The 21,254-nt window shown below is 72.8% G+C and carries 16 protein-coding genes, 1 tRNA gene and 1 pseudogene; 8 read left to right on the top strand and 10 right to left on the bottom strand.

What is annotated here, in order from left to right:
• Positions 1 to 2: 2 nt before the first annotated feature.
• The 6 genes from Athai_RS00510 to Athai_RS00485 form a co-directional block, all read right to left on the bottom strand.
• Positions 3 to 818: a carbohydrate ABC transporter permease gene (locus Athai_RS00510; protein ID WP_203959626.1), complete on the bottom strand. Its 816-nt coding sequence runs from the start codon at positions 816 to 818 to the stop codon at positions 3 to 5.
• Positions 815 to 1,765 carry a carbohydrate ABC transporter permease gene (locus tag Athai_RS00505; protein ID WP_203959625.1) on the bottom strand — a complete coding sequence of 317 codons (951 nt, stop codon included), beginning with the start codon at positions 1,763 to 1,765 and terminating at the stop codon, positions 815 to 817. Before Athai_RS00505 ends, Athai_RS00510 begins: the two co-directional genes overlap by 4 nt.
• Positions 1,766 to 1,974: 209 nt before the next feature.
• Positions 1,975 to 5,811 (bottom strand): ABC transporter ATP-binding protein, encoded by a 3,837-nt coding sequence (locus Athai_RS00500; protein WP_239156623.1) that lies wholly within the window; start codon positions 5,809 to 5,811, stop codon positions 1,975 to 1,977.
• 35 nt (positions 5,812 to 5,846) lie between these two features.
• Positions 5,847 to 6,071, bottom strand: coding sequence for a hypothetical protein (locus tag Athai_RS00495; protein ID WP_203959624.1), 225 nt, complete (start codon positions 6,069 to 6,071; stop codon positions 5,847 to 5,849).
• Positions 6,072 to 6,153: 82 nt separating this feature from the next.
• A complete protein-coding gene (locus tag Athai_RS00490; RefSeq protein ID WP_275422354.1) occupies positions 6,154 to 7,644 on the bottom strand; it encodes an MFS transporter in 1,491 nt (496 codons plus the stop codon).
• Positions 7,645 to 7,724: 80 nt separating this feature from the next.
• The gene (locus Athai_RS00485; RefSeq protein ID WP_203959623.1) at positions 7,725 to 7,913 is read right to left on the bottom strand and encodes a hypothetical protein; all 189 of its coding nucleotides are present in this window, start codon (positions 7,911 to 7,913) and stop codon (positions 7,725 to 7,727) included.
• Between the two features lie 165 nt (positions 7,914 to 8,078).
• Here Athai_RS00485 and egtD point away from each other — a divergent pair, with 165 nt between their 5' ends.
• The 7 genes from egtD to Athai_RS00450 all read left to right on the top strand — a co-directional run bounded on the left by egtD (position 8,079) and on the right by Athai_RS00450 (position 14,408).
• The gene (egtD, locus tag Athai_RS00480) at positions 8,079 to 9,053 is read left to right on the top strand and encodes an L-histidine N(alpha)-methyltransferase (RefSeq protein WP_203965237.1); all 975 of its coding nucleotides are present in this window, start codon (positions 8,079 to 8,081) and stop codon (positions 9,051 to 9,053) included.
• Between the two features lie 220 nt (positions 9,054 to 9,273).
• A complete protein-coding gene (locus Athai_RS00475) occupies positions 9,274 to 10,110 on the top strand; it encodes a hypothetical protein (RefSeq protein ID WP_203959622.1) in 837 nt (278 codons plus the stop codon).
• 128 nt (positions 10,111 to 10,238) lie between these two features.
• Positions 10,239 to 11,561: a protoporphyrinogen/coproporphyrinogen oxidase gene (locus Athai_RS00470; RefSeq protein ID WP_239156621.1), complete on the top strand. Its 1,323-nt coding sequence runs from the start codon at positions 10,239 to 10,241 to the stop codon at positions 11,559 to 11,561.
• 95 nt (positions 11,562 to 11,656) lie between these two features.
• On the top strand, positions 11,657 to 12,373 hold the full coding sequence (locus Athai_RS00465) for a hypothetical protein (RefSeq protein ID WP_203959620.1): 717 nt from the start codon (positions 11,657 to 11,659) through the stop codon (positions 12,371 to 12,373).
• 96 nt (positions 12,374 to 12,469) lie between these two features.
• The gene (locus tag Athai_RS00460; RefSeq protein WP_203959619.1) at positions 12,470 to 12,751 is read left to right on the top strand and encodes a hypothetical protein; all 282 of its coding nucleotides are present in this window, start codon (positions 12,470 to 12,472) and stop codon (positions 12,749 to 12,751) included.
• A 260-nt stretch (positions 12,752 to 13,011) separates the two neighbouring features.
• A tRNA-Thr gene (locus Athai_RS00455) sits at positions 13,012 to 13,087 on the top strand.
• Between the two features lie 229 nt (positions 13,088 to 13,316).
• Positions 13,317 to 14,408 carry an ABC transporter ATP-binding protein gene (locus tag Athai_RS00450; protein WP_203959618.1) on the top strand — a complete coding sequence of 364 codons (1,092 nt, stop codon included), beginning with the start codon at positions 13,317 to 13,319 and terminating at the stop codon, positions 14,406 to 14,408.
• A 285-nt stretch (positions 14,409 to 14,693) separates the two neighbouring features.
• Here Athai_RS00450 and Athai_RS00445 read toward each other — a convergent pair whose 3' ends face one another.
• The 4 genes from Athai_RS00445 to cysS all read right to left on the bottom strand — a co-directional run bounded on the left by Athai_RS00445 (position 14,694) and on the right by cysS (position 20,078).
• Positions 14,694 to 16,067, bottom strand: coding sequence for a hypothetical protein (locus tag Athai_RS00445; RefSeq protein ID WP_203959617.1), 1,374 nt, complete (start codon positions 16,065 to 16,067; stop codon positions 14,694 to 14,696).
• A complete protein-coding gene (locus Athai_RS00440; RefSeq protein ID WP_203959616.1) occupies positions 16,031 to 17,461 on the bottom strand; it encodes an Hsp70 family protein in 1,431 nt (476 codons plus the stop codon). Before Athai_RS00440 ends, Athai_RS00445 begins: the two co-directional genes overlap by 37 nt.
• A gap of 137 nt (positions 17,462 to 17,598) precedes the next feature.
• A complete protein-coding gene (gene rlmB / locus Athai_RS00435) occupies positions 17,599 to 18,663 on the bottom strand; it encodes a 23S rRNA (guanosine(2251)-2'-O)-methyltransferase RlmB (protein WP_203959615.1) in 1,065 nt (354 codons plus the stop codon).
• Positions 18,663 to 20,078 carry a cysteine--tRNA ligase gene (gene cysS / locus Athai_RS00430; RefSeq protein ID WP_203959614.1) on the bottom strand — a complete coding sequence of 472 codons (1,416 nt, stop codon included), beginning with the start codon at positions 20,076 to 20,078 and terminating at the stop codon, positions 18,663 to 18,665. The genes rlmB and cysS overlap by 1 nt, the downstream gene beginning before the upstream one ends.
• Before the next feature lie 199 nt (positions 20,079 to 20,277).
• Between cysS and Athai_RS00425 the strand changes: the two are divergent.
• Positions 20,278 to 20,915: pseudogene (locus Athai_RS00425) on the top strand (helix-turn-helix domain-containing protein).
• The last annotated feature ends 339 nt before the right edge of the window (positions 20,916 to 21,254 follow it).

Genomic DNA, 21,254 nt, shown 5'->3' with positions numbered 1-21,254 from the left:
TCTCAGCCCTTCGTCGCGCCGGCGGTGAGCCCGGCGATGATCTGGCGCTGGGCGATGAAGAAGACGATCAGCACCGGCACCACGATGAACACCGAGGAGGCCATCACCGCGCCCCAGTTCGTGAAGCCCTGCGCGTCCTTGATCATCAGCAGCCCGACCGGCAGTGTCCGCATCGAGTCGGTGCTGGTGGACACCAGCGGCCAGACGAAGTCGTTCCACTTCTCCACCAGCGCCACCACGATCACCGTGACCACCATCGGCCGCGACATCGGCAGCACCACGTGCCAGAGGATGCGCAGGTGGTTCGCCCCGTCGACCTTGGCCGCGTCGGTCACCTCGGAGGACAGCGTCAACATGTGCTGCCGCAGCAGGAACATCGCGAACACCGAGCCGACCCCGGGGATCACGATGCCGGCGTAGCTGTTGACCCAGCCGAGCGCCGCGATGGTGAGGAAGTTCGGCATCAGTACGACCGTGCCGGGGACCATCATCGCGCCGAGGAAGACCAGGAACACGATGCGCTTGCCCGGGAAGTCGAGGAACGCGAACGCGTACGCGCTGAGGATCGCCACGCAGATCTGGATCAGCGCGCCGGCCAGCGTGACGATGATCGAGTTCTTGTACATCGCGCCGAACGGCGCCGACTTCCAGCCGTCGACGTAGTTCTGCCAGTTCAGCCCGTCCGGGAACCACTGGAACTGGAAGATCTTCTCCGGCGAGGTGACCGAGGTGGACAGCAGCCAGTAGATCGGCACCGCGGCGAGCACCAGGACGACGATCAGCCCGAGGTATTTCAGGCCGGCACCCAGGGTCTTCATCGGTAGTGCACCTTCCGCTCCATGAACCGGGCCTGGGCCGCGGTGATCGCGATCAGGATCACGAACATCACGAGCGCACCGGCGCCCGCGTGGCCGGCGTCCAGAGCCTGGAAGGCCTCTTTGTAGATGTACCAGGAGATCGTGGTGGTGGCGTCGCCCGGACCGCCGTCGGTCATGATGGCGATGACGTCGAACGCCTGGAACGTCGCGACGATCGTGACCACCACGACGAAGAACGTCACCGGCGACAGCAGCGGGAACGTGATCTTGCGGAACAGCGTCCAGGCACCGGCGCCGTCCAGCTTCGCCGCCTCGTACAGGTCGGTCGGCATGCCCTGCAAGCCGGCCACGTACACCACCGCGACGAACCCGATCGTCTTCCACAGGTAGACGATGATCAGGCCGGCGAGCGCCCAGTTCGAGTCGGTCATCCAGGCCGGGCCGTCGGCGCCGATCTTGCCCAGCACCATCTTCATCAACCCGATCTGCGGGTCGAAGATGAACAGCCAGACGGTACCCATCGCGACGCCGGACAGGATGTGCGGCGCGAACGCCACGGTGCGGACCACGTTGCGGCCGCGCAGCTTCTGGTTCAGCAGGATCGCGACCGCCAGGCCGGCCACCACGCAGCCGATCACGACGGCGCCGGAGAACAGGATCGTCCGCAGGATGACCCACCAGAAGTCGGGGTCGGAGAACATGTCCCGGTAGTTGGCCAGACCAACGAACGGGATGTGCGGCGAGACCATGTCCCAGCTGGTCAGGCTGAGGATCCCGTTGAACACGATCGGCCAGTACGCGAAGGCCGCGAGCAGCACCGCGTTCGGCGCGATGAACAGCAGGAACAGCAGGTACTCGCGCCGTTTCCGGCGCGTCCTGCTGGCCGACCGCACCACCGGCGGATCAGCCTCGGCGGTAGCCGCCGATGATCGGTCAGTGACTGTCAACGTTCCCTCCCACCACGGCAACCGGCACGACGCCCAACGCGGTCGATGAAAGATATTTACGACAGCGTTCACGGGAAGATAGAGCAGCGTCTTGCCGTGCCGCAACCCGCAATACAGATGCCGTTAACCTGCCGGACACCTACAGGTCGCCAACGCGCACGCAGCGCGGCGGGGCGAGTACCGATCGCGATCGCGGCGGCGCGCTCGCCTCAGCGCGCGGCGGACGTGGTGCGGCCGGTGGTGAAGACTTCCCACTGCCGCGCGTAGTGGCCACCGGCGGCGAGCAGCTCGGCGTGCGTACCGGTCTCGACGACGCGGCCGCGGTCGAGCACCACGATCCGGTCCGCCCGCGCCGCGGTGGTCAGCCGGTGCGCCACCACCAGCGTGGTTCGCCGCCCCACCAGGCGATCGGTGGCCCGGGTGACCTCGGCCTCGGTGGCCAGGTCGAGCGCGGCGGTCGCCTCGTCCATCACCAGGATGTCCGGCTCCACCAGCTGCGCGCGGGCCAGCGCGAGCAGCTGCCGCTGACCGCTGGACAGGTTGCGGCCCCGCTCGGCCACCTCGTGGTAGTAGCCGCCGTCCAACCGGGCGATCATGTCGTGCGCGCCGACCGCCCGTGCCGCCCGTTCGACCTCGGCGTTGGTCGCCGCCGGCCGGCCGTAGGCGATCGTGTCCCGCACGGTGCCCGGGAACAGGTACGGCTCCTGCGGTACCACGCCCATCCGGTGCCGGTAGCCGGGCAGGTCGTAGTCGCGAACGTCCACGCCGTCGACCAGCACCGCGCCGCCGGTCACGTCGTAGTACCGGGAGACCAGTTTCACCAGCGTCGACTTGCCGGCACCGGTCTCCCCGACGACCGCCACCGTCTCCCCCGGCCGTACCGCAAGGTCCACATCGGACAGTGCCGGCGGCAGGTCCGGCGAGTAGCCGAAGGACACGTCGGCGAACGCGATCTCGCCGCGCAGCCGCGGCGGCACCGGGACCGGGTCGGCGGCCTGCGGCGTGCTGGTCGGCGTGCGCAGCAGCTCGACGATCCGGCGCAACCCCACCGCGGCCTGCTGGTAGCCGTCGAAGACCTGGGACAGCTGCTGCACCGGAGCGAAGAACATCTCGATGTAGAGCAGGTACGCGATCAGCGCGCCGGCGCTCAACGATCCACTGTGGACCAGCTGGCCGCCGACCACCAGCACCAGGGCACCGGCCACAGTGGACAGGAACTGCACGAACGGGAAGTAGGTGGCGATGTAGCGCTGGGCCCGGGTGCGGGTGCGCCGGTAGTCGTCCGAGCGGGCCGAGAACCGGGCCCGGTTGTGCCCCTCCCGCCGGTACGCCTGGGCGACCCGCATGCCCGCGACGTTCTCCTGCAGGTCGGCGTTGACGATGCCGACCTTCTCCCGCGCCTCGGTGTAGGCCCGCGACGACCGCGACCGGAACACCAGCGTGGCCAGCACCATCACCGGCAGCACCGAGCAGACCACCAGGCCGAGCTCGACGTTCAGGTAGAGCAGCGCACCGAGGATGCCGAAGAACGTCAGCACCGAGACCACCGCCTGCACCAGCCCGGTCTGCAGGAACGACGAGAACGCGTCCACGTCGGTGGTCATCCGGGTCATGATCCGGCCGGACAGCTCCTTCTCGTAGTAGTCCAGGCCCAGCCGCTGCAGGTGCGAGAACGTCTTGACCCGCAGCGCGTAGAGCATCCGCTCACCGGTACGGCCGGTGATCCGGGTCTGTCCGATCTGGACGATCCAGTCGATCAGCACGACGCCCAGGCCGAGGATCGACACGGTCGCGATCACCGTCATGTCCCGGTGCTGCACCCCGGAGTCGACGCCCGACCGGATCAGCGCCGGCAGGATCAGCGTCGCCGCCGCATCCACCGCCACCAGCAGCAGCGCCACCAGCAACGGGGTACGCATCGGGGCGATCAGCCGGCGCAGGCTGAACCGCGGGTCGGCCGCGCGGACCGCGTCGTCGTCCACGTCCGGGGTGTCGGTGGCCGGCGGCAACGCCGCGACCTTCGCCAGCAGGTCCGGCGTCGGCGGCATGCTGGCCAGCGCACCGCCCATCCGGCCCATCCCGCCACCACCGCCACCGCCACCACCGCCGCCACCGCCCCCGCCGCGGCCGGCAGCAGCGCCGCGCGACGCCGCGGCCGGATCGCCGGCCAGGCCCGGCAGGTACTCCGGCTCCGGCGCCCGGCTCGGATCCCACAGCCGCGCGGTCGTCCCGTCGTCGTTCAGCTCGTCCGCCGCCGAATCCGGTACCACCGGCGCCGGCTCGGCCGGCAGTTCCCCGGCGTCGATGCCCTCCGCGTCGTCGCCCGGCCCGGACAGCAGCAGGTTGTACAGCGGGCAGCGCCGGGCCAGCTCGTCCTCGGTACCGATGTCGACGACCCGGCCGCCGTCCAGCACCGCGATCCGGTCCGCCAGCGCCAGGGTGGAGCGGCGGTGCGCGATCAGCAGCGTGGTGCGCCCCTGCATGACCCGGTGCAGGGTCGCGTGGATCTCCGCCTCGACCTGCGCGTCCACCGCCGAGGTCGCGTCGTCGAGGACCAGGATCCGCGGATCGGTGATCAGCGCCCGGGCCAGCGCCACCCGCTGCCGCTGGCCACCGGACAGGGTCAGCCCCTTCTCCCCGATCATCGTGTCGTACCCGTCGCGCAGACCGAGGACGAACTCGTGCGCCTCCGCCGCCTTCGCCGCGGCGACCACCTGCTCGTCGGTGGCGTCCGGCCGCCCGTACGCGATGTTGTCCCGGATCGACTCGGAGAACAGGAAGCTGTCCTCCATCACCAGCCCGATCGAGGCGCGCAGCGAGTCGATGGTCAGCTCCCGGACGTCGTGCCCGGCGACCCGCACCGCGCCGCTCGCCACGTCGTAGAACCGGGGCAGCAGCAGCGACACCGTCGACTTGCCCGACCCGGACGAGCCGACCAGCGCGATCGTCTCGCCCGGCGCCGCGGACAGGGTCAGCCCGGACAGCACCGGCTGCGACGGCACGTACCCGAAGTGCACGTCGTCGAACTCGACGACCGGCGAGCCGGCCGCGGCCCGCGTCGACATCGCGCCCGCCGGTACGTCGATCGCGTCCGGCGCCTCGGTGACCAGCGGCTGCGAGTCGATCACCTCGAACACCCGGATGACGCTGGCGCGCGCCTGCTGGCCGATGGTCAGCAGCCCGGCGAGCATCCGTACCGGGCCGATCAGCTGGGCCAGGTAGCTGGAGAACGCGAGGAAGGTGCCGAGCGTGATGGACTGATGGACCGCGAGCCAGCCACCCAGGGCCAGCACACCGACCTGGCCGAGCGCCGGAATCGCCTGCAGCGCCGGGTTGTACCGACTGTTCAGCCGCACCGCGCGCAGCCGGGACGCGAACAACCGCCGGGCCACCCGCTCCAGCTTGGTCAGCTCCTGCGACTCCTGGCCGAAGCCCTTGACCACCCGGACCCCGGTGACCGCGTCGTCCACCTCGGCCGCGACCGCCGCCGCCTCCTGCTGCGCCGCCCAGGTCGCCGGGAACAGCTTGCGCCGGGACAGTACGGAGATCCAGTACAGCCCGGGGCCGACCGCCAGCGCGACGAGCGTCAGCAACGGCGACAGGGTGAGCATCACGACCAGCGAGATGCCGAACAGCAGGACGTTGCCGATCATGATCGGGAACATCCCGAGCAGGCCCTGCACCATGGTGATGTCCGAGGTGGCCCGGCCGACCACCTGCCCGGTCTGCAACTCGTCCTGGCGCGCGCCGTCCAGCCGGGACAGCGCCGCGAACAGCCCGGTACGCATGTCGTGCTGCACGTCCAGGGCGAGCCGGCCGCCGTGGTAGCGGCGCAGGAACGCGGTGCCGTACACGGCCAGCGCGGCCAGTACCAGCAGCCCCACCAGCGGCAGCAGCGGGCGCTTCGAGGACAGGATCGAATCGTCCACGATGGAGCGTTGGATCAGCGGCACCAGCGCGGTGACGGCCATCCCGACCACCGAGGCGCCGAACGCCACGATCACCCGGCCGCGGTAGCGCCAGCAGTACCCGAGCAGCCGGCGCAACCACCCGGTCTCGCTGGACGATCCGCCGGCGGAACCTACCGAGCCGGCAGCACCCGACGAACCGGCACCGCCGACAGCACCCGACGAACCGGCACCGCCGACAGCACCCGACGAACCGGCACCGCCGACAGCACCCGACGAACCGGCACCGCCGACAGCACCCGACGAACCGGCACCGCCGACAGCACCCGACGAACCGGCTCCGCCGACAGCACCCGACGAACCGGCTCCGCCGGCGTTGCGTCCCGTTCCGTCACCATCCGCGCTCATCGCTCGCCTCGTCGCACCACGACCACCACGCTAATACGGAGTCAGGCTCGCCAACTGTCGCGGCGGCGCAGGTCACACCCGGGCGCCACCCGTGCCGCCCGGCGCCACTCCGGCCCGCCGGCGCCGCCGGTCGAAGGCCAGATCGACCAGGCCGACCAGCAGTGCGACCAGCACCAACGCGATGGAGCCGCGGATACCGAGCGCCGCCGCCCGGTGGTAGTCGCCGTGCGTGGTGGCCAGGCTGCCGAAGAACAGCGCCCCGGCGACCGCGGTACCGATCGCCGAACCGATCCGCTGGCCGGTCTGCAACACGCCGGCGGCGGTGCCGCCCTCGGCCGGCGGCACCTCGGCGAGCGTCAGCGTCTGGTTCGGCGCGATCGTCAGGCCGCTGCCGATCCCGGCCAGCGCCAGCGGTACCGCCGTCACCAGCGCCACGTGCGCACCGCCGAACGCGCCCAGCACCAGATCGGTCCCGGCCAGGCCGACCGCCACCGCCAGCACCCCGAGCACCACCAGCGCCCGCCCGTACCGGGAGACGATGCGACCGCCGATCGCCGCGGCGCCGGCCGAACCGATCGCGAACGGCAGCATCGCGGCGCCCGCGGCGAGCGGCGTGTACCCCAGCCCGCGCTGGAAGAACAGCGTGATGACGAAGAAGATGCCGGTGAAACCGGCGAAGTAGGCCAGCCCGAGCGAGGTGCCCATCGCATAGCTGCGGGCACGCAGCAGGGCCAGGTCGACGAGCGGCTGCCGGCTACGCCTCCGGTACCGCACCTCCCAGCCGACGAAGCCGGCGAGCAACGCCGCACCGACCGCGAGCAGCCACCACGGCGCACCCGACGGGTCCTTCTCCGCCTCGATCAGCGGCAGCATGATCGACACCACCGCCGCGCCGAGCAGCAGCACCCCGACCAGGTCGAGGGTGTGCCGGGAACCGGTGCGGTCGACCCGGTCGTGCGGCAGCAGCCGCGCCCCGGCGAACAGGGCCAGCACCCCGATCGGCAGGTTCACGTAGAAGACGAACCGCCAGCCCTCCTGGTCACCGAACCCCTGCAGCAGCAACCCGCCCAGCAGCGGCCCGACCGCGGTCGAGATGCCGACCACGGCACCGAACAGGCCGAACGCGCGGCCCCGCTCCCGCCCCCGGAACAGCTGCTGGATCACGCCGATGACCTGCGGGTTCAGCAACCCGCCGGCGGCACCCTGGAACAGCCGCGCGAGCACCAGCCAGGTACCGGAGGTGGCCGCGCCGGCCAGCGCGCTGGTCGCGGTGAACAGCACCAGCCCGGCCAGGAACATCCGCTTCCGCCCGCGGTCGTCGCCCAGCCGGCCGGCGGTCACCAACACCAGCCCGAACGTCAGCGCGTACCCGGAGATCACCCAGGACAGATCGGAAGCGGTGGCGTGCAACCCGTCCTGCATCGACGGCAACGCGACATTGACGATGCTGACGTCCAACAGGGTCATGAACCCGGCGATCAGGCACACCGTGAGCGCGCGCCACCGGCGCGGATCCGGGGTGTACTCGCCGATCGCGGCGGCTCGGGCATCGACGGAGGTCACGGCTCCATCGTTCAACGCCGGGCCCGGTTTCGCCCGCCGACCCGAGCCCACGGTGGGCACTGTCACCCGGCCCGGTGCGGTCAGCCGGTGCCGCCCGCTTTCGCCCGCGCCAGCTCGAACCAGCCGGTGCCGAGGCACTCCGGGCAGCGGGTCGGCGCGGCCAGCGAGAACGTCTCCCGGCTGCCCCACTGCACGGCCATCTTCGGCGCCCAGACCACACCCGTACTCCGGCACAACTGGCACATCAGTCGGGTGCGGTGCGCAGACATGAGCCGAAGCCTACCGACGGCACAACCACGCACCGGCCGCAACCCGGCAGCCGGTGCACCGCGCCACCCCGGTACCACCCGCACGGTGGCCGCTCGTCCGCAACCGGCACCGCACCGCCGGGCCCCGCGATAGCGTGACTGGATGGCTGCGGCGGTGGCGGCGTGCTGAGCGAGCGGCCCACCTTCGACGTCCGGCTCGGTGCCGAGGAGAGGACCCGGGCGCTGCGCGCGGACGCGGTCGCCGGGCTGACCGCGAGCCCCAAGTGGCTGCGTCCCACCTGGTTCTACGACGCGCACGGCAGCATGCTGTTCGACGAGCTGACCCGGCTGCCCGGCTACTACCTGACCCGGGCCGAGGCGGCGGTACTCGCCGGGCACGCCGCGGAGGTGGTCGCGGCCACCGACGTGCACACCCTGATCGAGTTGGGCTCCGGGGCGTCGACCAAGACGCGGCTGATCATCGAGGCCGGGCACGAGCACGGCACGCTGCGCCGGTTCGTCGGGTTCGACGTGTCGGAGAGCGCGCTCGCGTCGGCCGCCGCGACGCTCTCCGCCCGGTACCCGTGGCTCGCCGTGCACGCCGTCGTCGGCGACTTCACCCGGCACCTGGACGCACTGCCGGCCGATCGGAACCGGCTGGTCCTGTTCCTCGGCGGCACCATCGGCAACCTGCTGCCACCGGACCGGGCCCAGCTGCTGTGCGGGCTCCGGGCGGTACTCGCGGCCGGCGACGCGCTGCTGCTCGGCGTCGGGCTGGTCACCGACCCGGACACGATGGTCCGCGCGTACCGGGACCCGGACGGCCGCACCGCCGAGTTCAACCGCAACGTGCTGCGGGTACTCAACCGCGCGCTCGGCGCCGACTTCCCGGTCGAGGCGTTCGACCACGTGGTGCGCTGGGACGCCGAGCACGAGTGGGTGCAACTGCTGCTGCGGGCGACCCGCGCGATCACGGTCACGCTCGGCGCGGTCGACCTGACCATCCCGTTCGCGTCCGGCGAGCTGCTGTGCACCGCGGTCTCCACCCGGTTCCACCGGGCCGGCATCACCGCGGAACTGGCCGCCGCCGGCTTCACCGTCGAGCAGTGGTGGCCGGACGACACCGACCGGTTCGCGGTCACCCTGGCCCGGGCCCGCTGAGGCACCCGCTCCGGCGCGGCGAGCGGTACCGGCCACGGCGTCGCCGGTTCACCGGCAGTATCGGTCCCGGCTACCCCGTGCGGGCGTCCTGTCGTACGCCTGTGCGAAGGTCTTTCCACACCTGTCGTACCGGAGGTCGGTCCCGCACCGGCCGTCCGGGCCGCGGAACGTCGCCGACGCCGTTCCGTCGTGCCACCACCGAAGGAAAGAAAGGACGAGCGTGAGCGCTGGTTCCACCGATCAGCTCAGCGATCGCGACCTGCATGCCCTGATCAGTGCGCTGGGGCGAGGCGAGCAGCCCAGGGTCTCGGTGCACACCGCACACGGTGAGATCCCCGCCGGCACCAAGGGTGTCCTGGTCGACTACGACCCGGACGCCGAGCTGCCCGGCACGGTGCGCATCACCCGGAACGGATCCGAGCAGGAGGTCCGGGTGCCGACCGCGGTGCTCGCCGTCGTGCCGCGCGGCCGCGCCGACGTCATCGCCCGGACCGCGGCGACCTTCTCCGACACCGACGGCGCGGCCACCGGCGCGGACGGCACCGAGCCGACCACGCCGGCCGCCGGGTCCACTCCGGCCACCGGCCCCGCGCCCGCCCCGGCCGCCGGCACCGAACGCGCCCGCACCGACGCGGAGGCCGGGCCGGCCGGCGGGGCCACACCGGCCCGGCGGGGCCGCCCCGCCAAGGCCGCGGCGAAGAAGGCGACCCGCGGCGGTGGCGCCGGCGACGTGGTCATCACGGTGACCGTCGCCGGCGACGGCGCGACGGTCGAGGCGAGCCACGGCTCGCGGAAGCTGGTCAAGCCGACCGCGCTGCCGGTGACCGCCGGGCACGCGGTCGCCCAGGCGATCGACATCGAGTCGATCACCGGTGCGGTCGAGGCGGTCATCGACGAGCACCGGTCCGCCAAGCAGGCCGAGGCGGAGGCGCTCCGGGCCCGGCTGGCCGAGCTGGAACGCGAGCTGGCCGACTACCCCGGCGCCGACGGCACCGAGCCGACCACCGAGTCGACCACCGAGTCGGCCGACGCGCCGGAGCCGGCCGCCGCGTCCTGAACGAGGGGGCGGGGAACCGTCGACCGGCCCGCCGGATCACGGTTCCCCGGCCCCGGCTGGTACGCCGGTGGTGGCACCGCGGCCGGGGCGTGCCCGGCCGGGTGCGCTGCCACGGCATGATGGGTGCCATGGCGGTACCTCGACGGGTGGTGGTGGTCGGCGCCGGCCCCGCCGGGCTGACCGCGGCGCGCGCCCTGACCACGGCCGGGGCCACGGTGACCGTGTTGGAGCGCGATCCCCGGCCCGGTGGCCGGTCCGGGCTCGCCGAACTCCGGGTCGACGGCCAGGTCTGGCGGTTCGACCAGGGCGCCGAGTTCGTCGCCTCCTTCTACCGCTCCACCCGCTACCTCGCCCGGCAGGTCGGCCTGGGGCGGCGTGATCTGGTCCGGCTGCCGATGGACGGCCGGGTCGTCCTGGACGGCCGGCGCCACCCGCTGCCCACCAGCATGGCGGCGCTGCTGCGCACACCGCTGCTGTCCGCGGCCAGCCGGCGACGGCTCGCCGCCGTCGGTACCCGGTTGACCGCGGCCGCGCCACGCTGGGGCAACCTGGCCGCCGCCGCCGACCTGGACGACGGCGACGCCGCGACCTGGTTCACCGCGCACGTCGGCCGCGACTACGCGGAGCGGATCCTGCCGGCCACGCTCGACGCGCTGACGCTCTCGCCGGCCGACCGCACGTCCCGGGTCGTCGGGATGGCGCAGCTCGCCGCCGCACCCGGCACCCACCTGTACTGCCCGCGCGGCGGCCTGAGCACGCTGTGGGAGTCGGTCGCCGCCGCCCTGGACGTGCGGTACGAGACGACCGCCGTGGCGCTGCGGCCGGACGGCGACCGGGTGCACGTGGACACCGCCGGCGGCGACACCCTCACCGCCGACGCGGTGCTGCTCGCCGGCCCGCCCTCGCTCGCCGGCGCGCTGCTGCCCGCCGACCACCCGGACCGCCGGCTCGCCGACGACGCGGAGTTCTCCCCGGCGGTACTGCTGCACGTCGCGCTCGCCGCACCGGCGCCGGTGCCGCACCGGGTGTGCCCGGTCGGGCCGGGCCGGCACCCGCTCGCCGGGGTCGAACCGCTGGAGATCCGCGGTACCGGCCAGGTACCGGACGGCCGCGGCGGCCTGGCGATCTGCGCCGCGCCGCAGCTGGGCGCGGAGCTGATCGACGAGCCGGACCGACCGATCCGGTCGTTGCTGCTGGCCGAGGCGGAGCGGCTGCTCGGTCAGCCGCTGGGCGACATCCTCGGCTGGTCGGTGGTCCGGCACCGGTACGGCGTGCCGCTGTTCGGCGTGGGTTGGCTGCGCCGGTTGCACGCGCGCGACGACGCGCTGCGCGCCGGTACCCACCGCGCCGGGCGCATTCAGCTGGCCGGCGACTGGCTCGCCAGCCCCAGCCTGGAAGGCGCCGTCCGCAGCGCCCTGCACGCCTGCGCCACCCTGCTGCGCACCCCCTGACCGCCACCGTACGGGGCAGCCGCGCGGCCGTCCTACCCGTACCGTGGCCCGGTGCCCCCGACTTCACCGCCCGGCTGCGTCGCGCCCGGCAGTTCGTGGCTGCGCTGGAACTCGTCCCGCCGCTCGCCGTCCTCGCGTTCTCGATCGCGGTCCGCGGCGTCGAGCCGGCCACGCTGCCGGCGCACGCCGTACTCGCCGGGTTGGTCGGCTACTGCGGCTGGCAACTGCACCGAAATCGCACCCGCACCCAACGCTGGGGCAGGGCCGGCCAGCTGATGGCCGCGCTGCTCGGCGTGCTGGTTCTCGGCAGCCCGACCGTGGCCCTGGTCCGGCCGGCGCACGAACCGGCGTGGGGGCCGCTGGTCCTGGTCGCGATCGTGGCCGGCGGGGCCGGTGGCTGGCTGCTGGCGGGCTGGCTGGCGGACCGGTGTGTCGGTTGGTTGCTGCGCGCCGACCCGGCCGACCTCGCCGCGTCGCCGCTGGCGGTGAGCTGGCCGACGACCGGGAAGGACCGGATCCTGGTCGAGCCGCACGCGCTGACACTCCTGCACCGCCAGCCCAGCCGGCACGGGCGGCCGGCACGCGCGGTCACCGTCCGCACGACACCACTCGCCCAGGTAGCGCCGTCGACGGTCACGGTGCGCGTCGTGGACCAGCCGGGCGGCGCCGGGCCGGAGCCGATGGTGCAGGTGGGTGCCGGCCCCGAGCCCTGGCTGCTGCCGGCCCGTGAGCCGGAACGGCTCGCCCGGTTGATCGCGCTGCGGGCCACCGCGAACCGGCCGCGGGCCACCGCGACACGCACCGAGGGGTGACTGGTGCCGACCGGCGACCGGACCATCCGGGTACGGGCCGGGCGGGCGACCACGAGCGTCGGTCACCGAGTGACAGCGGACCGTTACGATGGCCGAATGCGCCCCGCGTTTCGTACCACCTTGTTCTTCGTCAGGGCGTTCGTCGTGGTCCTGGAGTTACTCCCGCCGGTCGTGCTGATCGTCGTGCTGGCGCTGCTCGCCGACCAGAGGCTGATCCGCACGCCGGCGTTCGCCGGGGCGGTCGGGCTGCTGGTCATGGCGGCGGTGCAACTGGCCCGGCGCTGGAACGACACCGACGGATGGGGCCGCACCGGCCAGGGGATCGCCGCACGATCGCGCGAGCCGACTGGTCCGAGATCGGGGACGCGACCGCGGTGACGGTTGCCGAGCCCGGCACCCGGTGACGGTTGCCGAGCCCGGCACCCGGGCGTTCCCGCGCACGTGGTCCGGCCAGACCATCCCGGTCGGGCGGTCGGCGCTGCGGCTCTCGGTCCGGGACGCCTGCTGGTTCGTGCCGGCCAGATCGGCGGAGCGCATCGCCCGGGTGATCGACCTGCGCGCCGCCGGCCACCGCGACCGGCGGAGCGGCACCCAGGAGTACGACCGCACTGGTCCGAGGCCTTAGACTGGTCGCGTTTGCCGCCTTAGCTCAGTTGGTAGAGCGACGCTCTTGTAAAGCGTAGGTCGTCGGTTCGAGGCCGACAGGCGGCTCCAGGAGCGCGGCGGGGCATTCCGGTCATCCGGGGTCGAACGGCGCGTCGCGTGGCGCGCGGATCGGCGCGTCCGGCACGGCGGGTCAGCGCCGTGGCACCGCTCGTACGCGCTCTGTTCATTCACAGGACCAGCGGCTATGTTGGCCACAGCACACCGCCTTCGGCGCGGCTGTGCGGTCTTTCACTCGGATCGTCCGGCACGTACCTGCCGGTGAAAGGACGCCATCACCATGGCAACTGTCACCTACGACGCCGCTTCCCGGATCTACCCGGGCACCACGAAGCCGGCTGTCGATGCTCTCAACCTGGAGATCGAGGACGGCGAGTTCCTCGTGCTCGTCGGCCCGTCGGGCTGCGGCAAGTCCACCTCGCTGCGGATGCTCGCCGGCCTGGAGGACGTCGACCGCGGCGCCATCCTGATCGACGGCAAGGACGTCTCCAACCTTCCCCCCAAGGCGCGCGACATCGCCATGGTGTTCCAGAACTACGCGCTCTACCCGCACATGACGGTCTTCGACAACATGGCCTTCGCGCTGAAGCTGCGCAAGACGCCGAAGCCGGAGATCGAGCGCCGGGTCAAGGAGGCCGCGGCGCTGCTGAACCTCCAGGAGTACCTGGACCGCAAGCCGAAGGCGCTGTCCGGCGGTCAGCGGCAGCGGGTCGCGATGGGCCGCGCGATCGTGCGCGAGCCGCAGGTGTTCCTGATGGACGAGCCGCTGTCCAACCTGGACGCGAAGCTGCGTGTGCAGACCCGTTCCCAGATCGCCGCGCTGCAGGCCCGCCTCGGCACCACCACGGTGTACGTGACGCACGACCAGACCGAGGCCATGACCATGGGCCACCGGGTCGCCGTGCTCAAGGACGGCCTGCTGCAGCAGGTCGACACCCCGCGCACGCTGTACGACAAGCCGGCGAACGTGTTCGTGGCCGGCTTCATCGGTTCGCCGGCGATGAACATCAAGACCGTGAAGCTCGGTGACAACGGCGCGAACCTCGGCGGGCTGGCTGTGCCGCTGACCCGCGAGGCCGTCACCGCGGCCGGCGAGGGCGCCGACGGCCAGGTGACCGTCGGCTTCCGGCCGGAGGACGTGCAGCTGGTCGGCCAGGGTGACGGCGGCCTGTCGATGACCGTCGACCTGGTCGAGGAGCTCGGCTCCGACGCGTACGTCTACGGTCGCGCCGACCTGGACGGCACCGAGGAGCAGTTCGTGATCCGTACCGAGGGGCGCAACACGCCGAACATGGGCGACACCGTCTACCTCAAGCCGCAGAGCACGCCGCACATCTTCAACGCGGCGACCGGCGCGCGCATCGAGGCCTGAGTCGCACCGAACGTGGCGGGGCATCGGCCTTCGGGCCGGTGCCCCGCTTCCGTCTCCTGACCGCGACGTCACCGGCTCCGCCGGACGCGATGATGCCGGGGTTGCGGCAGACGACAAGGGAGGCACCGGCGGTTGCCGGTGCCTCCCTTGCTGTTCCTACACTCACTGTCGCGGTACCGGCATGCGCACGGACGGCGACCGTGCCACCCCGGTACCAGCGGGAAGTGCCTGGGTGCCCTCATTGTGTGCCGGACGACGGCGCCGTTGGGGCCGATTCGCGCAAGCTCAGCTCCGGAAACGCCAGAACTCGAACTTGCCGTCGCCCGAACAGGCGAGGTACGCGTCGCTGAACTCGCACGAGGAGAGGTCGACGGCGAGCGGACCGAGCAACTTCGTGGTGCCCGACTGCACGCCGTACCCGGTCATCGTCCAGTTCGGATCGGTCTCGTCGGTCCCCACGACGCCGTTGGCGAGCAGCATGGTGGCGTCGTCGACCCGGGCCGCGTCCGTCCCGGGCTGGGTGTCCTGCACGTCGCCGTCCTTGTCGTACACGGTGGTGGTGGCCTTGTCGTCGTGCGCGGTGACCACGACCCGGTTGCCCACCCCGATGGCGCCGTCGAGCCCCTTGACGTCCTTGTGCCACGCTTCGGTGCTGCCGTCGTCGAGCTTCAGCACGACCAGCCGGACGCCCTTCTCGGCGGAGCCGTCGGTGGTGTCGCCCCGGTGTTCCTTGATGCACAGCAGCGACTCGCCGCACGGCTGGATCCAGTCCGGGGTGTAGCCGCTGCCGCCGTGGTAGACCCACTTCTGGTCCAGCTTGTCGAGCGAGTACGCCCGGATCTGGAAGCCGGCCGTGCCGGTCATGTCCATCAGGAAGCCGTGGTAGACCAGCCGGGTGGAGGCGCTGTCGGTGCCGGCACCGCCGCCGGAGAGGCGCTGGCTGTTGCCGCCGGCGAGCTGGTGACCGGTCTCGAGGTCGACCAGCGTCGCGTTGTTGTCGGTGTCGAGCAGCACCCCGCGGGTGCCCTTCCCGGCGCCGTGCATCGGCCACGAGTCGTCGAACCGCGCCGGCCGGTCCAGGTCGTCCGGGGTGCTCTCGGCGTAGAGCAGGCCCTGGGCGTGCCACTTCGGGTGCCCGTCGGTCAGGCCGAGTGCGGTGGTCTTGGAGCCGTCGCTGGCCTGCCGCACGACGACACCGGCAGCGACCTCGACGTCGAAGTAGTCGTCGTTGCCGGCATCGGAGTGCCACGAGCTTCCGTCGTCGAGCCGGATCAGGTAGAACCGCCCCGGGGTGTCGCCGTCGGAGCCGTAGCGGATGGCGACGCCGCCCCCGTCGTACACCCGCATGCCCCAGTCGGTGTCCCAGTCGGAGCCGCCGGAGTCGAACCGCTTCGTCCACTTCGGCTTGCCGATCTTGCCGGACAGCGGGAACGCCCGCACGGTGGCCGTGCCGGAACTGGAGTAGGAGTCGCCCGAGTCGATCTCCATCGTGTACGCGGTGTCGCCCACCACCTGGATCCACGTCTTGTCGTCGCCGTGCGAGTACCCGACCGAGCCGACCGCCTTCAACGAGTCGAAGCCGCGTTCCTGGTACGGATTGCGGAGCAGGAGGTAGCCGCCGATCACGAGCAGCAACACCACCGCCGCCGCGGCCGGCACGACGACCTTCGGCCGCTTGTACCAGGGGGTCGGGCCGGGCGGCGGCACCGGGATCGGTGCCTGCGGGTGCTGGCCGAACTGCGCCTGCTGGTAGCCGCCCGGTGCACCCGGCGGCGGACCGCTCGGCGGGTACGGCCCGGGGGCGGCCCACCGAGCACCGGCCCGCCCGGCGACATCGGCGCCCCGGCCGCCGGCCCCGGCACCCCCGACACCGGCCCGGCCTGCCCCGGCACCGCGCTGACCGGCATGCCCGGCCCCGGGCTCGCCGGCATCGCGGACATCGGATACGGCATGGATTCGGTCATCGCGGCCGCCGGCACCAGCTCGGCCAGCGCGCCCTCGGCGACCGGCAGCTCCGGCTGCTCCAACACGGTCGGTGCGATGCCGAGCTTGGCGTGCAGCAGCCGCGCCACCATCGGTACCCGGCTCGACCCGCCCACCAGGAACAGCCCGGACAGCTGGTCGGCGCGCAGCCCGGCCTGCCCGATCGTCGCCTCGGTCGCCGCCACCGCCCGGTCGAGCAGCGGCGTGGTCAGCCGCTCCAGCTCCTCCCGGGTCAGGTGAATCGCCGCCTCCACGCCCGGCACCGGGATCGGCGCGTTGGTGGACCGGGACAGCATCTCCTTCGCCCCACCCACGTCCGCCCAGAACAGCCGGCGGTATCGCCGGTCGGCGGTGGAGGTCGGCTGCGACAGGTGCTGCCAGATCTGCGGGTACCGCTGGCCGATCTGGTCACCGGCGTGCCGCACCAGCGCCTCGTCCAGGTCGAGGCCGCCGAGCCGCTCGTCGCCACCCGAGCCGATCACGGTGAACCCGGTGCCCTCGTTGCGCACCACGGCGACGTCCAGGGTGCCGCCGCCGAAGTCGAACACGGCGAGCGCCGACCCGACCGGCACCGGCCGCCGCAGCACCTCGGCGAAGTACCGTGCGGCCGCGATCGGTTCCGGGACGAGCTTCACCGGCGGCCAGCCCGCCTGCCGGACCGCTTCGAGCAGCACGCCGCGGCGGGTCGGGCCCCAGGCGGCCGGGTGGGTCAGCGCGGCCGGCGGCAGGAAGCCGACCGCCTCGACGGCCTTGCCCGCGATCTCCTTCAGCAGCGCGGCGAGCAGCGCCACCACCGGCAGCTCGCGGTCGCCGAGCAGGACCGACTGCTCGTCGATCCGTCGCTTCGGGTTCGGCTCGCAGCGGGCCGGGTCGAGTTGCGCCATCCGCTGCGCGTCCCGGCCGACATGGATGTGACCGGACTCGTCCACGAACACCGTGGACGGCAGGATCGGCTGGCCGTCGAACAGCAGCGGTCGGGTTCGGCCGTCCGGTGAGCGCACCACCGCCACCGTGTTCGACGTACCGAGATCAATCCCGATAGCGAAGCCCGGCTGGAGTGGGGTGGTCACGGCGGATTCCTCCGAAGGTCGACGAGGCCGTCGCGGTTCGCGCGGCGACCGGACCCGATCGTACGAACGCCACCCAAGCGCGGCTGCCCGTCACCCACCGGGCGGCCGCAGCGTGCCGGCCCGGCTACCGAACGGGGTCAGGACTGCGTGGTTCGGATCCGGGCTATCTCGGCGAGCGCGACGGCCATCGCGACGGACGCGTTCAGCGACTCGACCTCGGACGCGATCGGGATCGACACCCGCAGGTCACAGGTCTCGCCGACCAGCCGGGACAGGCCACGCCCCTCGGAACCGGCGACCACCACGATCGGGTCGACCGACGCCTCCAGCTGGTACAGCGGAACGTCGCCGTCGGCGGCCAGCCCGGCCACCACGAACCCGGCCTGCTGGCACTGCTTGAGCGCCCGGGTCAGGTTGGTCACCTGCGCGACCGGCAGCCGCGCCGCCGCACCCGCGGAGGTGCGCCAGGCGGTCGCGGTCATCCCCGCCGCCCGCCGGGACGGCAGGAACACGCCCTGCGCGCCGAACGCCGCGGCGGACCGGATCACCGCACCCAGGTTCCGCGGGTCGGTCACCCCGTCCAGCGCGACCAGCAGCGGCGCCGCCGCCTCCCCGGACGCGGCCAGCAGGTCCTCGAACGACTCGTACTCGTACGGCGGGACCTGGATGCCGATGCCCTGGTGCAGCACACCGCCGGTGAGCCGGTCGAGTTCGGCGCGGGACACCTCCATGATCGCGATGCCCCGGTCGCCGGCGGTACGCACCGCCTCGGTGGTGCGGGCGTCCAGCTCGATGCCCTGCGCCACGTACAGCGCGGTCACCGGCACGTGCGCGCGCAGCGCCTCCACCACCGGGTTGCGGCCGACCAGCAGCTCCGGTGCGTCCTTCGGGGTGGCGCTGCGCCGGCCCGGCGCGACCCGCGGCCCGCGCCGCCCGGTTGCGCCCTGCTCGGGACGACCACCCGCCTTCGGCGCGCGCCCCTCGGCGGCCGCCTTGCGGCGCTCCTTCTCCTGCTTCCACTTGGTCCGCTTCGGCAGTTCCTCGTTCTCGCCGGGACGGAACTGCTTGTGCCACGGCCGCTCGTCGGCGGGCAGGGTGCGGCCCTTGCCGGCCAGCGAGTGCTTGTGGTGACCGCCGGAGCCGGTCGTGCGCCCCTTCTTCGACGAGGTACGACGGTTGCGGCGCTGCGAGTTGCCGGGCATCAGGGACCATCCGTTGCGTTTGCCGCGAGTGTCCACCGTGGACCGTGCGGGGTGTCTTCGATCAGGACGCCGGCCTGCTTGAGCTGGTCACGAACGGCGTCGGCGGCCGGCCAGTCGCGCCGCGCGCGGGCCGCCTCGCGCTGTTGCAGGGCCAGTGCGACGAGCGAGTCGACGGTGTCGGTGAGGCTGCTGCCGCCGGCGGCGGGTGCGCCGGCCAGCGGGTCGAGGCCGAGCACGCCGAGCATCGTGCACACCTCGCCGAGCGCCTGCCGGGTGGCCTCGTCGTCGCCGGCCGCGAGCGCCGTGTTGCCGGCCCGGACCGTCTCGTGCACCAGCGCGAACGCCTGCGGCGTGTTCAGGTCGTCGTCCATCACCGTCTCGAACCCGGCCGGCACCACGCCGTCGGTCTCGACCACACCGACCCGCTCGACGGCACGCTGCACGAAGCCCTCGATCCGCCGGTACGCGGCGGCCGCCTCGTCCAGCGCGGCCTCCGAGTAGTCGATGACCGACCGGTAGTGCGGCGCCGACAGGTAGTAGCGCACCTCCGCCGGACGCAGCCCGCGAGCGGCGAGCGACGGCAGGTCGACGACGTTGCCCAGCGACTTGCTCATCTTCTCGTCACCGAGGTTCAGCAGCGCGTTGTGCACCCAGTACCGGGCGAAGCCGAAGCCGGCCGCCCGGGACTGGGCGATCTCGTTCTCGTGGTGCGGGAACCGGATGTCCAGCCCGCCACCGTGGATGTCGAACTCCTCGCCGAGGTAGCGCCAGGTCATCGCGGAGCACTCGATGTGCCAGCCCGGCCGGCCGCGCCCCCACGGGGACGGCCAGTAGGCGTCGGCCGGCTCGGTCGGCTTGACGCCCTTCCACAGCGCGAAGTCGAGCGGGCTGCGCTTGCCCGGCGCGGTCTCCTCGCCGGAACGCATCTCGTCCGGACGCTGCCCGGACAGCGCACCGTAGTCGGCGTACGACGAGACGTCGAAGTAGACCTCGCCGGAGTCGGTGACGTACGCGTGGTCGCGGTCGATCAGCCGCTGGATCAGCGCCTGGATCTCCGGGATGTGCCCGGTGGCGCGCGGCTCGTAGGTGGGCAGCCGGACGCCGACCGCGTCGTACGCGTCGTCGAGCAGCCGCTCGTTGCGGTACGCGATCGACCAGTACGGCACCGCCTCGGCCACCGCGCGCGCCAGCACCTTGTCGTCGATGTCGGTGATGTTCCGGATGAACCGCACGTCCAGACCGCGGTACTCCAGCCAGCGGCGCAGCACGTCGTAGTTGACGCCGGAGCGCAGGTGGCCGATGTGCGGCGGACTCTGCACGGTGACACCACACAGGTAGATCCCGACCTTGCCGGCTTCTCGCGGGACGAAGTCCCGCACCGAACGGGTCGCGGTGTCGTACAGCTGCAGGCTCACCCTGAAAGCGTAACGGTCCGCCCACGCTCCCCGAACCCCGCGCCGCCCCACTCGGGCCGATCACGGCGCCCGCGGGTGTTGATCATGGCGCTCCACTCGGGTTGATCATGGCGTCGTCCGCGGGGTAAACGCTTCCCGCACCGGACAACGCCATGATCGACAGAGCGTGGTGGGCGCTGGTAGCCGGTAGGGTCCGGCTGTGGACAGGCCGACCGAGACCGCGCAGACGCTCGACCGCGGGCTGCGCCTGCTCGCCCTCGTCGCCGAGCATCCCGAGGGTGTCTCGGTCAGCGCCGCCGCGCAGCACCTGTCGGTCGGCCGTACCGTCGTCTACCGGCTGGCCGCCACCCTCGCCGCGCACGCCCTGCTCCAGCACGACCCCGGCGGGCCGCTGCGGCTCGGCATCGGCGTCCTGGCGCTGGCCCGCCGGGCCCAACCGCTGCTCGTCGAGGCGGCCCGGCCGATCCTGCGGTCCCTCGCCGACGACCTCGGCGCCACCGCCCACCTCACCGTCGAGGACGGCGGGGAGGCGCTCGCCCTGCTGGTCGTCGAACCGTCCTGGACGGCGCTGCACGTCGCGTACCGCACCGGGTCCCGGCATCCGCTGTCCGCCGCCGCCGGCGGCCAGGCCATCCTCGCCGGACGCCGCGGCGAGGACGGTTGGACCAGCTCGGCCGGCGGGTTCCAGTCCGGCGCGTACGGGGTCGCCGCGCCGGTCCGCGGCGTCGAAGGGCTGGAGGCGAGCGTGGGTGTGGTCGCCCTCGGCACCCTCGACGACAGCACCATCGGCCCCGGGTCCGCACCGCGGCCGCCGCGCTCGCCACGCGGCTCCACTGACCGGCCTGGCACCTCTTTGCGCCGAGGTGCGCCCGAGGCGCCGGGGCGCCGGGGCGCCGGGCGCGGCGGCGTTGCCCCGGGTTGGCGGGGTGAAGGCCATCTCCGTGTTCTGTGCGTTTGGGGTGCGGGTGTGAAGGCCACCTCTGTGCGTCGCTTGGACCCCGCGTGGGGGAATGTGGGGAGGGGACTTCGCCCCCTCCCCACACCCCTCCCCCGCCAAGGGGGCCGTCGCCCCTTAGCGATCCCCCGGCCGGACAAACAGAGACGAGATCCTGACCCCGCCTGACCCGCCTCGGAAGGTCGGGGCCCGGTGCCCGGACCCGGACCCCGCCTGACCCG

Source organism: Actinocatenispora thailandica, assembly GCF_016865425.1.
GTDB lineage: Bacteria > Actinomycetota > Actinomycetes > Mycobacteriales > Micromonosporaceae > Actinocatenispora > Actinocatenispora thailandica.
This window is presented reverse-complemented; position numbering and strand designations above follow the sequence as displayed.

Excerpts from the sequence above, each read along its gene's own strand:
- Athai_RS00510 (WP_203959626.1), bottom strand. The coding sequence starts at position 818 with ATGAAGACCCTGGGTGCCGGCCTGAAATACCTCGGGCTGATCGTCGTC.
- Athai_RS00495 (WP_203959624.1), bottom strand. The coding sequence starts at position 6,071 with ATGGTGACGGAACGGGACGCAACGCCGGCGGAGCCGGTTCGTCGGGTG.
- Athai_RS00485 (WP_203959623.1), bottom strand. The coding sequence starts at position 7,913 with ATGTCTGCGCACCGCACCCGACTGATGTGCCAGTTGTGCCGGAGTACG.
- Athai_RS00470 (WP_239156621.1), top strand. The coding sequence starts at position 10,239 with ATGGCGGTACCTCGACGGGTGGTGGTGGTCGGCGCCGGCCCCGCCGGG.
- Athai_RS00460 (WP_203959619.1), top strand. The coding sequence starts at position 12,470 with ATGCGCCCCGCGTTTCGTACCACCTTGTTCTTCGTCAGGGCGTTCGTC.
- Athai_RS00450 (WP_203959618.1), top strand. The coding sequence starts at position 13,317 with ATGGCAACTGTCACCTACGACGCCGCTTCCCGGATCTACCCGGGCACC.
- rlmB (WP_203959615.1), bottom strand. The coding sequence starts at position 18,663 with ATGCCCGGCAACTCGCAGCGCCGCAACCGTCGTACCTCGTCGAAGAAG.